Origin of the sequence: Litoribacterium kuwaitense (assembly GCF_011058155.1) — a bacterium.
Classification (GTDB): domain Bacteria; phylum Bacillota; class Bacilli; order Bacillales; family DSM-28697; genus Litoribacterium; species Litoribacterium kuwaitense.
Window position 1 is genome coordinate 66670 of the sequence record NZ_JAALFC010000004.1, and the last position, 12243, is coordinate 78912.

Here is a 12243-nt window from a genome sequence, read left to right on the forward strand (position 1 = left end):
GCATATTCCTCCTTAAAACTACTTGCAGCTTCTGTACACCTTCGTTTTTTGCTTATTCCACGGATACACATACGCTACAGAATACTCATGTTTATACTGTTTACTATTCATTTTCAAAGGGTGCTGATTTAGCTAAACACCTGATATTTCATTAATCATACGATAGAATAGTACACTCCGCAATCGCTTAACGGCGCATCTTTCAAGTTTTTTCATAAATTTTCATGAGACTTGTTATTATTTTGACACAATTGGTGTTAATTATTCCCTTCTACGGAAAAATCTAAAACTCTTCCATACGAATCACAAAGAAAAAGCTTCATATAGAATGGTGATTTTCGTCTCATTTTATCTTCGTATTCCCTTTTTGTCACTAACGCTATTCTTAGTTTTGCGCAGAAGCAAAATCGTTTTCAAATGACGACAAGAGACTAAGTATCCGTTCCAATTAAATAAGTGTAGACAAAATCAAGAAATGACTTTGTCTACACTTTTGTCGATCAACTATTATTTTATATGAACAAGCTGTTTCGATTTTAATTCTTTCATAAAATGTTCAAATTGGGGGATGTCCATTTGCTGTGCAGAGTCAGATAGAGCAACGGTAGGATCTGGGTGAACCTCTGCCATAACGCCATCTGCTCCAATAGCTAGAGCCGCTCTTGCTGCTGGTAAAAGTAGGTCCTTGCGTCCCGTTGAATGAGTCACATCAACAAATACAGGCAAATGTGTTTCCTGCTTTAAAATCGGAACAGCTGTAATATCGAGCGTGTTTCGGGTCGCCTTTTCGTACGTGCGAATGCCACGCTCACATAGCATCACTTGGTCATTACCTTGTGAGAGAATGTATTCTGCTGCATTAATAAATTCTTCAATTGTTGCTGAAAGACCACGTTTCAGTAATACAGGCTTATTCGCTCTCCCTGCCTCCTTCAGTAATTCAAAGTTTTGCATGTTCCGAGCGCCAATTTGAATGACATCAAGATAATCGAGCGCTGTCTCGATATCAGCAGGATTCACAATCTCACTTACGACTGCAAGGTCGTATTCATCAGCGACCTTTTTCAAAATTTGCAGCCCTTCTACGCCAAGACCTTGAAAATCATATGGAGACGTACGTGGCTTAAATGCTCCCCCACGAAGTAGCTTAATTCCTTGATCCTTGACTGCTTTAGCAACAGCAGCAACCTGCTCATAACTTTCAACAGAGCAAGGTCCAACGACAAAACGCTGCTGACCGTCCCCGATGTGTTCGCCTTTTACGTCCACAATTGTATTTTCAGGCTTCTTCTTCCGTGAAACGAGCAACGCTTTACGATGGTCGTCCTCTTGCAGTTCCATGCTCATCTTAAAGATTTGTTTGAACAAATGTTGAACTGTACTCGTTTCAAAAGGACCTTTATTGTTATCTGCTATCTGATTCAGCATTTCTCTTTCACGCACTGGATCATAACGACTCATGCCTTGTGCATCCTTTGCTTGCCCAACTTTCTGAACAAGTTCAGCTCTTTTATTCAAAAGTTCAAGAATATCTAAATTTGTTTTGTCCAGCTCTTTTCTTAGTTCCTCTAGTTGTTCAGCCATCCCTATTCCTCCCTTTTTCATAAAAAACGTTTGAAAACGTTCAATTCTGTAACATTTGAGTTTATTATAAACGATAGAATGGATGATGTCACGAATTATTTCTTTTTTGGTTGAACGCTTTTAAGCGCTAAAGTATTTTATTTTTGAAAGTGAGGCTTTTTCATGACCCATTCACCAATCTTCACACTCGATATTGGAACGCGTTCAGTTGTTGGACTGATTTTAGAGCAGAGTGAACAAGGTCTTTCTGTGAAACATGCGATCATTCGCGAGCATACGAATCGTGCGATGGTAGACGGACAAATCCATAATATAGCAGCAGTCGCCCAAAAAATTACAGAAATAAAAACTGAGCTCGAGGGCACGTATGGCCCACTAACGAAAGCTTGTGTCGCAGCTGCAGGGCGTGCCTTAAAAACGATGCAAGCCCATGCTACATGGGATATTTCAGAAAAAGGCGTTTTACAGCCAAAAGATATACAGCACCTTGAGATTGAAGCTGTTCAAAAAGCACGCATGGAGCTCGCCGCTTCAGACGCGATGACGCATAAAGATGCCCTCTATTGCGTCGGTTTTTCCGTCGTTCGCTACTATCTCGATGAGGAAGAGATCGGCAGCTTACTCGACCAACGTGGAAAGCGAGCCACCGTTGAAGTTATTGCGACATTTTTACCACAAGTTGTTGTTGACTCCCTTATTTCAGCTCTTCATAAGGCTGGCCTTGAGCTTCAGGCGTTGACACTTGAACCTATCGCTGCCATGCACGTACTCGTTCCTGAATCAATGCGCCGCTTGAACATCGCTCTCGTCGATATCGGGGCTGGCACGTCTGACATTGCCTTAACTGATTTAGGGACCGTAACTGCCTATGGAATGGTGCCAATTGCTGGCGATGAAATCAGTGAAGCTGTGTCAGATGCATATTTATTAGACTTTTATGAAGCAGAAAATGCCAAGAAAAATATTATTGCCAACGGTTCAGCAGACATTGAAGATATTCTTGGATTTCCCCAGCAAGTTACGCTAGATATGTTAGTCAAGGAGCTAAAAACAGCAACGAGTCGACTTGCTTCCAGCATTGCCCAGGAAATTTTGCAATTGAATAAACGAGCGCCACAAGCGGTCATGCTGATTGGGGGAGGAAGCTTAACACCTGGTCTGCCAGAGGCATTAGCCGACGAACTACAACTTCCTAAGCAGCGAGTCGCCGTGAGAGATTCATCGGTAATAAAGGATATAGACATAGGCGAACACCTCGAAGCAAGCCCTGCGTTTGTCACACCGCTCGGTATCGCTTCTGCCGCCTTACAAAACCCGATTCAATATAAGAGCGTCCAGCTCAACGGACAACCAGTTCGGATGTTTGACTCTAAACCATTAACTGTAAAAGATGTCTTACTTGCTTCTGGAATTCAGTTAGAAAAATATTATGGCGCTTTAGGGCTTGGCTTGTTTATTACAATTAACGGTACGGCAGTGATGATCCCAGGTGAGCGGGGACAAAGCCCTTCCATTTTTGTGAATGGCGCTTTGGCTTCTTTAGACACTCGAGTCGAGAATCGCGATGAGCTAACTCTAAAAAAAGGGGATGATGGCGCAAATGCTCACGCCACTCTTAGAGATGTCCTAGGTGATATCCCGTCGCTTTCTTTTTCATTGAATGACGAACCGGTCGAATTGGCGCCACGCCTTCAAATCAATGGCATTGAGCGCCCTTTGAACACTATTTTGTCAGATGGGGATCAAGTGACTTGGACGAAACAATGGACCGTTGAAGAAGCTCTCGACGTTTGTTGGCACGAAAATCGCCCTTTTACTGAAACAATCACAGTACTGGCTGATGAGTCTCCCATTGAGCTAGACGCAGGGAGCCATTCAATCATGTTAAACGGTCAACCAGCTTCAATACAAACGACTCTTGATGAAGGAGATCGTCTTGATATCCAGCCATTACATGTTTCGCTCTTCGATCAACTATGTCAACGAACACATGTCACGCTTATGCAAGAGATTTCGATCATGTTTAACGGCCAAGCGATTAAACTAACGAAACCAACTGCATTCTGGACAAGGGCCAATAAAAAACTAGACAGCACAAGTGTCTTAAAGCATGATGATCAGTTGCAGCTAAAAACAGTAGGCACGAAGGAATTTATTTTTCAAGATGTTTTTTCAGCTGTCGATATTACCGTTCCAACAAGCGGCAGTTTTTCAGTCCGCATCAATGGTTACGAAGCGTCATTTCAAGACAAGATTCGCCATGGTGATGAACTGGAGTTACTTTTCCACCATACTGATAAAAACAATACATAAAAAACACGCGGAAGGATTTGTTATTAAATCCTTCCGCGTGCTACTTATGCGCTGTTTTAATATTTTTCTAAAATATCATTACATGATCTTTTGTTCAGCATCACGCAGCGTATTATTTGTGATTGAAGAGTGTGACGCGTTCCACACCACTTCGCCGTTTTGAATTAAAATCACTTGAGGTGATTCATGCTTTACCCCTGTTTGCTCTGAAATGGCATTGGAAAGCTCTCGGTTTTCCTGAATGCGAATCAGATAGTTGGGTAGGTGCGATAACTTATCATATGATTCAAAATGTGAAAGCGCTTTTGCTGAGATTGGACAGGTAAGGCTATGTTTAAACAAGAAAAAGGATGACTTGTTTTGTAGCAATTCCTCAAAAACTTTCTGAGAAGATATTTGCTCCATATAATCCTGCTCTCCTTATGAGTTTGTCGTAGGATTTGTTGTCGTCGAAGATGACGTCGGCGCTTCTTCTGCGTCGGTTTCAGCTTCTGGAGTTGGAGCTGCCGTTAGCGTGTCTGTTTCCTCTTCTTCTTGTCCATTTGTTGCCGCAGGAGCTGGTGCTGAATCTACATTTTCATCTTTTTGGATTTTCTTACGAATGTCAGCTGCTTGCTCAGATACTGTTTTAGACAAATGGGCTGTTTTTTCACGTGCAACATCTCTCCACTCTGTGCCTTTTTCCATAGCGGAAGATGTCAGTTGGGTCGTTCTGTCACGTACGACTTGGGCTTGCTCATTCAAATCGCCACGAAGCTCTTTACCTGTTTTTGGTGCCAAAAGCAAAGCTGATGCAGCACCTACAATGCTTCCAACAAGTGTACCGATAATAAAATCTTTTGTATTTATAGTACTCATATTACTTCCTCCTAATCCATTATTTTGATGTCTTGTCCATCTCTTTACGTTTTTTCCATTTTGACCAAATATCCATTGCCGCTTGGCTCCATTCAACCGCTTGAGCAACTTGCTCACTACGATTTTCCGCACGGTGTCCAATGTCATCAGATACACGACGTACCGATTGATTGACACGCTGAATCGTATCACCGACGCCTTTAATTGAGTCGACGACAGAATTTAACGATTCGGATTTGCCTTGGATATCCTCGGCTAGCGCATTGGTCTTATGTAACAATTCTGTTGATTCCGTCGTGACACCTTGCAATTGACTTTCTAAGCTATCTAATGTAGAAGCAGTGCTTTCAAGTGTCGCACGAAGAGCAATGAGTGTGCGAATTAAAAAAATGACCAATACAACAAATGCGACCGCAACCAACGCAATGCTCCAACTTACAATCGCCGGCATAGGGAATTCACCTCCATGTTGTAGTAAAAATGTAGTAAGTGTCCTAGTGAGTCTACCCGTTCTAACGTAAATACAAACATACACTTATCATGTATTATTTCCACAAATCATTTCATATCCCTTTAAAAAAAATAATAAAAGTGTGAAGCAAAAGCCTTAGTCTCCCAAGACTTTTGCTTTTTTCTGATCAGGTAACATATAGGCGTCCTCATATTTTTGGATATCTCCTGCCCCCATAAACACTAAAACGGCATTTTTATGTTGTGCAAGCTGATGAACATTATGTTCATGCAGTCGTTTAGCGTTCGGTAACTCCTTCATCATTTCTTCAATATCAAACATCCCACTCGCTTCTCTTGCGGAGCCAAAAATGTCACACAAATAAACGTCATCCGCTTCCTGAAGACATTGAATAAATTCTTTTGCAAATGTTTTCGTGCGTGTATACGTATGAGGTTGAAAGATGGCTACAACATCTCGCGCTTTATATTTTTGCCTTGCTGATGATAAAGTTGCTTTCACCTCGGTCGGGTGATGCGCATAATCGTCAATGATGACCTGGTCATTCCAGCTTTTTTCGGAAAAGCGTCTTTTTACCCCTTTAAATGACTTTAGCTGCTTTGCGACAATGGACTGGTCAATATTTTCATAATGGCACAACGATATAACGGCTAATGCATTGAGCACATGGTGATCGCCGTAAGATGGGATATGAAATTGCCCATAATAATCATTTCTCACATATACATCAAAACTTGTGCCATCCCTTTTTATCTCAATATTTCTAGCTTGAATATCATTGTCGCTACCAAATCCGTAATATACAACCGGTACATTGGGTTGCAACGTATGCAGTAGCTCATCATCTCCGCACGCCACGACGGCTTTTTTAACTTTTGAGCCATTTCGAAAAAGGCATTTTTGACGTCTGCTAAATCTGCAAAATAATCCGGATGATCAAAATCAATATTTGTTATGATCGCATAATCGGGTGTATAAGCCAAAAAGTGACGACGATATTCACATGCTTCAAACACAAAATACTGGCTATCAACCGAACCTTGACCTGTCCCATCACCAATTAAGTACGAGGTCGGTTTATACCCCGAAAGCACATGACTTAAGAGGCCCGTTGTCGACGTTTTCCCATGTGAGCCTGTTACAGCGATGCTAGGAAACGTTTCACTCAGTTCTCCTAAAAAATGATGGTATCGTTTCACTTCAATGCCATACGTTTTTGCTTCCGAGATTTCTTCATGATCATCCCCAAAAGCATTTCCGGCAATAATAATTTCGTTCTTATGGATATTGTTTGAGGAAAACGGGAGAATTGGAATACCTCTCGCTTCTAAAGCGCTTTGTGTAAAAATATATTTTTCAATATCTGAGCCTTGTACGGTATGACCCATGTCGTGCAAGATTTGAGCTAATGAGCTCATACCAGTACCCTTTATGCCGATTAAGTGATATAAAGACATCATTCTAACCTCCAATTAAATACACACTTCGAAGTGGTCCACAACAATGAGCGGACATGCTTTTATTAAAACATTTTTATTGTTCAGCAATAGTCGTTACTACGTCTATATGTAATCAGTATATGAATTAAAAACAAATTGGTTAAAAGGCCTGATTGCCCCTTTGCTACATACCTCACCTATCATACCAATCTTTCCCGCTACATGCCAATTCATATTCTTTTTCTTTTATATTTCTCAAAAGTCAACAAAAAAAGACCAGCGGCTCCTTGCCTTGCTGATCTAAAATGTAAACAAACAACTGGTTTTAAGATGTTTGTATAACGGATTCGAGTTGTTCTTTTGAGATTAATAGATCCCTTGGTTTACTTCCTTTGTTTCCAGAAATAATCCCTTTTTCCTCCATCATATCAATCAAGCGAGCGGCTCGATTGTAGCCGATCCGAAAGCGGCGCTGTAACCCTGATGTTGATGCACTATTTTGTTCAAGAACATAATAACAGGCCTCTTCAAACAATTCATCCTCTACATCCATCGCTGCCGTTTTTTCCATCAGTTCAGCCTGGTTAAAAAGATATTCAGGTTCACCTTGCTTTTTTACATGAGATACAACGGCGTCAATTTCGTCATCTGCAACAAACAGACCTTGCAGACGAGATGGCTTGGACGAGCCATTTTCTAAAAATAACATATCTCCTCTACCTAAAAGCTTCTCTGCCCCGCTGGCGTCTAAAATGGTTCTGGAATCGGTTTGCGATGATACCGAAAAAGCAATCCGTGTTGGGATGTTCGCCTTAATCAACCCAGTAATGACGTCGACGGACGGACGCTGTGTAGCGACAAGCAAGTGAATGCCGCAAGCTCGGGCTTTCTGAGCAAGCCTTGCGATTGCCTCCTCAACATCCTGTGGCGCAGCCATCATTAAATCTGCTAGTTCATCTATAACGATGACAATATAAGGCATCTTCGGCTTGCGACCAGCAAACTTTTCGTTATAGCGGGCAATATCACGAACTCCATTATCAGCAAAAGCCGTGTACCTTTCTTCCATTTCCTCAACAGCCCATTTTAAAGCTGCCGTAGCTGCTTTAACATCAGTAATCACAGGGCTTACGAGGTGAGGAACACCATTATAAGGTGCGAGCTCAACCATTTTCGGATCAATTAAAAGTAAACGAACTTCATCTGGCGTCGCTTTATACAATAAACTCATTAGTATTGCATTGATGCACACACTTTTTCCCGATCCAGTCGCACCAGCAATCAATCCGTGTGGCATTCGGTGCAGGTCGGTTACGATTGGTATACCCTCAATATCCAAACCGAGCGCAACCGCTAAAGGAGATGGGTGCTTCAAAAATTGAGGTGACCTAAGAATCTCCCTGATCATTACTGCGCGCGCTGTGCGATTCGGCACTTCAATACCGATCGTACTTTTACCAGGGATCGGTGCTTCGATACGAATATCTTTAGCAGCAAGACTAAGCTTGATATCATCTTGCAAATTTGTAATTTTATTCACTTTGACCCCCGGTGAAGGCTGCAATTCAAAACGAGTAACAGTCGGCCCTTGAACGGAATCGACAACCGTCGCATTAACGTTGAAATTTGCTAACGTTTCATTTAAGGTTTGACTGCACTCAGCAACCCACTCCTTCTCAAGATCACTTTTTGCTTGTGGAATATGAAGCAGCTGCAAAGAGGGATATTGATAAGCTCGCGCTTCTTTGTTTTTTAACCGCTGACGATCACGCTTCAGCATCACGACATTGAAAGGGACGACGGACGATTCTTCCGTTTTCGGCTTAGGCTTTTCAATGCCTTGCTCTTTTGCGACTGCATGGCTCATCGTACGTTCTTGCACTTGCTCTTGTACTTGTTTTTGTTCGTGCCTTTGCACTTGCTCTTGCACTCTTTGTTGCTCTTGTTGTTGTTGTTCTTGCTTATGTTCTTGCTCTTTTTCTTCTATGACCATTTCCTCGCATGGCTCTGCTGCTGCAGCAGCATTCCTTTTACAGGAGTCTTCTGTAAAAGGTGCTGCCGCTATGTTAATTTGCTCTTCTTCTTTTTCGTTCTCCTCTTCAAGCGCATCTGTGAATTCGTGATCACTCTGACTCGTTTCCTGAATGTGTCTACTTTCCACAAGTACGTGTTTTTCTTGTACAGATGTAGCTTTGTTAGCCTCTTCAGTCAGCTGTTTTCTTCGACGAGCTGAAGGAAACGGCACGATTTCATCTGTTGGTTGAGACTCTTCCAGCGATGGTTTTCTCTCATTAAAACCATAAACTGGTGAAGGAACGTCCGTAGGTGTAAAAGGTGTCTTTCTTTCAGTTGTTGATTGTATAGAGTGCGTGTCTGTAGACCGTTGCTGAAAAGAACGAGCTTTGTCTTCATTGTCATTTTCATAAAGTGGCGCCTGTTCTTCAGCAGGTTGATCAGGAATCACCGGGAAACGAAAATGGCCTTGAGGATATTGGAACGTCATCCGTGCCTGCAGCTTGTCCCGCTTTTGAATTTGCTCCCTCTGTTTAGGAAGTTCTTCATAAAGCTCCTCTTCTTTTTCAAAAAATCGTTTGAACCAGTTGCTCATCACGCTTCATCCCTTCATGGCTATACCTTGACTTACGAGCCACGCGTCGAATAAAGTGACTCGCATTATTGGTAAGCATCTCCTGCTTTATATGTTTCACCATCTAAAACAAGGATTCCTTTTTCATTTGGTGCATCTTTTAGTTGTAATTCTTTGGCGGAACAGATCATCCCGGCTGACAATTCTCCACGTAATTCAGAAGTTGTAATCAGCAACCCACTAGGCATGATCGCTCCTGGAGTTGCGACAACAACGGTTTGACCTTGAGCAATATTTGGTGCACCACATACAATTTGCACTTCTTTCGCCCCTATATCTACTTGACAGACGCTCAAATGATCAGCATTGCTGTGCTTTTCGCATGACGTCACATAGCCAATGACAAACGCCGATGTTGCTGAGTCAAGTGGTTCGGAAAAGCCTTGTTCAGAGATGATTTTTTGAATTCGTTCAACATCTTCGTCCGACAATGTTAGACGCCCTCGCTCAGAAATTGTTAAGAACGAAGACACATTGAATACATTGTATCCAATAATCTGATCTGTTTCTTGATTCATCACGGCAGCGACAGGGCCTCGTCTGTCCACAGATATTTCTGCCGGCTTTTCATCGTGTAATGACAGGATAAGGACATCTCCAATGCCCTCAAGGTTGTAATATACATTCATCGTCTTTTCCTCACTTCTTTGATCTTGGTCGTTTTTGAGCTAGTATAAAAATCGGCTCAAGCTCTTTATTTTCATACAAAAAGGATAATGCAGTGATCGGGATATACCCTTCGGCAAAAAAGTGCATCGCCATCTGCCCAAGAATATCATACCCTTGTTCATTTTGAATGTCAGCTAATATGAGTACGTCCTGATGAGGAACAGCTATAGCCATTTCTCCTTTACACGAGCTTTTAAACGAGTCAAGGAACGACACATTTAAAATCCGACTGCCATCATAACCATCTTTCGTATTGACAAAGGAGAAGCGATTCCCTGCTACATAATCATCTCTCAACGATGTGTCTAACGAGCGGATGTTAAACAACGCTGTTTCATGCAGCTGCTCCATAGACCATTGCTCTTCCTCTATAAGCGATTGATCAATTAAACGATAGCTCTTCCCTAAGTCGAGCGCATAGTAAATACGTGTTTCAGCAGTATGGTCTTTGTAAATTAACGCCTGACCCTCTTTCGTTTCTATGGGAAACGACGTGGAACGTATGACCGGAAACACGTAGCGCTCCTTTCCATGTAAACTCTGCGTTTCTTTCATCGCTTTCATCGTCTCTTGAATATGAAAAACGATTTCGTCAACCGCCCGCTCTTCGCGCTCCTCATATTTAGCTATCAGAGGTGAAATCGCTAAGTCCAATCCTTTTTTAGTAGACGACCATTCAATTCGTAATGTATCTTTCTCCCGATCAAATTGAAACTGAATATCGGGATCTGCTAACGCTTGTTCAAGTTTTTTCCGCATCGCGGGCACTGTTATTTTTTGAGCCATGATTAGAACTCCTTTGCTGCACAAATCTATCCACTTATTTATTGTATCAGAAGGTTTGACTTGAACAAAACTCTAAAAAAATGCTCGCATAATTTTCAAGGATAAAAAAATACAAAAAGTCTATGGTAAACGGCTCTTTCTGCTTTTTGGCAGACTTATTTATAACCAAAAATAAAAAACCGGAAAACCGGCTCTTTAGTCTGTAGACAAAATCTATGATCATTTTTTCTACACGTTTATCGCGTCCGCTTAGCAACTCGTTCCAATGATTTTAGCCCGCTTGAAGACGCGTAGGCGACCGAAGACTCGAATAAAACTTCAGTTCATGAGAGGAGTAAAGACGGATGACAGCGTTTGGCAACAGGCTCATCTTGAAGCCTCTGTGTTTTCTGTTGTCCCGAACTTTGGCAAGGTTTGCTCACCAAACTTAATCCACCCCCGTTTTCTCATCCACTCAGATATAACAAATGAAATAATCGCTGGTCCAAGAAGGTGTAAGAAAAGAACAGCTAAAAGGATGTCTACTGAAAACCCCATCTGTTGAAATGTCATAATTTGACCGACAAAGCCACTTGTTCCCATCCCCGCACCGGCAGCATTGTTTGTAAGCTGAAGCCACACAGTCGCAAACGGAGCTAGTATTGCCCCGGCAAGTGTTGGTGGGATCAGGATAGCGGGCGCTTTAAGAATATTTGGTACTTGCAACATTGATGTACCGATCCCTTGAGCAATAAATCCAGACCAGCCATTTTCTCTAAAGCTACTCACAGCAAAACCTATCATTTGTGCACAGCACCCAATTGTAGCTGCACCTGCGGCAATACCGCTTAAATCAAGCATAATCGCAATCGCCAAACTCGATATTGGTGCAGTCAAGGCTAAGCCCATTAATACAGCGACGAGTATGCCCATGATCAATGGTTGCTGCTCTGTCGCCCACGTAATCATCCCCCCAATTGTTCTCATGAGCTGAGCGATCGGAGGTGCAATAATGACAGCACTAAAATATCCAGCTAAAAGTGTAACAAGTGGTGTCACAATAATATCAATTCGTGTTTCTCCGCTGATGAGCTTACCGAGCTCAGCGGCAACAATTGCAGCTATAAATGCCCCTGCCGGACCAGCACCGTGCATCACTGCCGTCTGTCCGGCAGCAAGTGAGCCGAACAAGACGAGCGGTGGTGCCTTTAATCCATACGCTACCGCTACCGCAATTCCCGGTCCCATTAAATCCATAGCAAGCTGTCCAACCGGCTCTAAATGCGTCAGCCACCCCATTCCGGCAATATGCTTCCCATATTCACCTATCGTTTTAACGATAAGCCCGATAATTAACGTTGCAAAAAGTCCAAGGGCCATTGCTGAAAGCCCATCCATTAGATACACTTTTATTGATAGGTGAACGCCTTTTTTCTCTAGAAAACGTTTCATGATGCTCCCCGTCCTTTCACTTCACTTTTTACATCGTAGAAGAA

At 42.3% G+C, this 12243-nt stretch carries 9 protein-coding genes and 1 pseudogene; 1 reads left to right on the top strand and 9 read right to left on the bottom strand.

Annotated elements, in window-relative coordinates; genetic code table 11:
- Positions 1–507: 507 nt before the first annotated feature.
- On the bottom strand, positions 508–1584 hold the full coding sequence (locus tag G4V62_RS04250; protein WP_165199553.1) for a bifunctional 3-deoxy-7-phosphoheptulonate synthase/chorismate mutase: 1077 nt from the start codon (positions 1582–1584) through the stop codon (positions 508–510).
- Between the two features lie 162 nt (positions 1585–1746).
- On the opposite strand from G4V62_RS04250, the gene pilM reads away from it, so the two are divergent.
- On the top strand, positions 1747–3897 hold the full coding sequence (gene pilM / locus G4V62_RS04255; RefSeq protein ID WP_165199555.1) for a pilus assembly protein PilM: 2151 nt from the start codon (positions 1747–1749) through the stop codon (positions 3895–3897).
- A gap of 78 nt (positions 3898–3975) precedes the next feature.
- Here pilM and ytxJ read toward each other — a convergent pair whose 3' ends face one another.
- The 8 genes and pseudogenes from ytxJ to G4V62_RS04295 form a co-directional block, all read right to left on the bottom strand.
- The gene (gene ytxJ, locus G4V62_RS04260) at positions 3976–4302 is read right to left on the bottom strand and encodes a bacillithiol system redox-active protein YtxJ (RefSeq protein ID WP_165199557.1); all 327 of its coding nucleotides are present in this window, start codon (positions 4300–4302) and stop codon (positions 3976–3978) included.
- A gap of 15 nt (positions 4303–4317) precedes the next feature.
- Positions 4318–4755 carry a YtxH domain-containing protein gene (locus G4V62_RS04265; protein ID WP_165199559.1) on the bottom strand — a complete coding sequence of 146 codons (438 nt, stop codon included), beginning with the start codon at positions 4753–4755 and terminating at the stop codon, positions 4318–4320.
- A gap of 19 nt (positions 4756–4774) precedes the next feature.
- A complete protein-coding gene (locus tag G4V62_RS04270) occupies positions 4775–5206 on the bottom strand; it encodes a DUF948 domain-containing protein (protein ID WP_165199561.1) in 432 nt (143 codons plus the stop codon).
- Between the two features lie 156 nt (positions 5207–5362).
- Positions 5363–6684 (bottom strand): annotated as a pseudogene (murC, locus tag G4V62_RS04275) (UDP-N-acetylmuramate--L-alanine ligase).
- A gap of 307 nt (positions 6685–6991) precedes the next feature.
- The gene (locus tag G4V62_RS04280) at positions 6992–9274 is read right to left on the bottom strand and encodes a DNA translocase FtsK (RefSeq protein ID WP_165199563.1); all 2283 of its coding nucleotides are present in this window, start codon (positions 9272–9274) and stop codon (positions 6992–6994) included.
- A 65-nt stretch (positions 9275–9339) separates the two neighbouring features.
- Positions 9340–9942, bottom strand: coding sequence for a YtpR family tRNA-binding protein (gene ytpR / locus G4V62_RS04285; protein ID WP_165199565.1), 603 nt, complete (start codon positions 9940–9942; stop codon positions 9340–9342).
- Between the two features lie 10 nt (positions 9943–9952).
- On the bottom strand, positions 9953–10768 hold the full coding sequence (locus tag G4V62_RS04290) for a DUF1444 domain-containing protein (RefSeq protein WP_212508658.1): 816 nt from the start codon (positions 10766–10768) through the stop codon (positions 9953–9955).
- Positions 10769–11134: 366 nt separating this feature from the next.
- Positions 11135–12199 (bottom strand): PTS sugar transporter subunit IIC, encoded by a 1065-nt coding sequence (locus tag G4V62_RS04295; protein WP_165199567.1) that lies wholly within the window; start codon positions 12197–12199, stop codon positions 11135–11137.
- Positions 12200–12243: the final 44 nt, after the last annotated feature.

Bases quoted from the DNA above. Each gene is read 5' to 3' on its own strand.
- G4V62_RS04250 (WP_165199553.1), bottom strand. From the start codon at position 1,584: ATGGCTGAACAACTAGAGGAACTAAGAAAAGAGCTGGACAAAACAAAT.
- pilM (WP_165199555.1), top strand. From the start codon at position 1,747: ATGACCCATTCACCAATCTTCACACTCGATATTGGAACGCGTTCAGTT.
- ytxJ (WP_165199557.1), bottom strand. From the start codon at position 4,302: ATGGAGCAAATATCTTCTCAGAAAGTTTTTGAGGAATTGCTACAAAAC.
- G4V62_RS04265 (WP_165199559.1), bottom strand. From the start codon at position 4,755: ATGAGTACTATAAATACAAAAGATTTTATTATCGGTACACTTGTTGGA.
- G4V62_RS04270 (WP_165199561.1), bottom strand. From the start codon at position 5,206: ATGCCGGCGATTGTAAGTTGGAGCATTGCGTTGGTTGCGGTCGCATTT.
- G4V62_RS04280 (WP_165199563.1), bottom strand. From the start codon at position 9,274: ATGAGCAACTGGTTCAAACGATTTTTTGAAAAAGAAGAGGAGCTTTAT.
- ytpR (WP_165199565.1), bottom strand. From the start codon at position 9,942: ATGAATGTATATTACAACCTTGAGGGCATTGGAGATGTCCTTATCCTG.
- G4V62_RS04290 (WP_212508658.1), bottom strand. From the start codon at position 10,768: ATGGCTCAAAAAATAACAGTGCCCGCGATGCGGAAAAAACTTGAACAA.
- G4V62_RS04295 (WP_165199567.1), bottom strand. From the start codon at position 12,199: ATGAAACGTTTTCTAGAGAAAAAAGGCGTTCACCTATCAATAAAAGTG.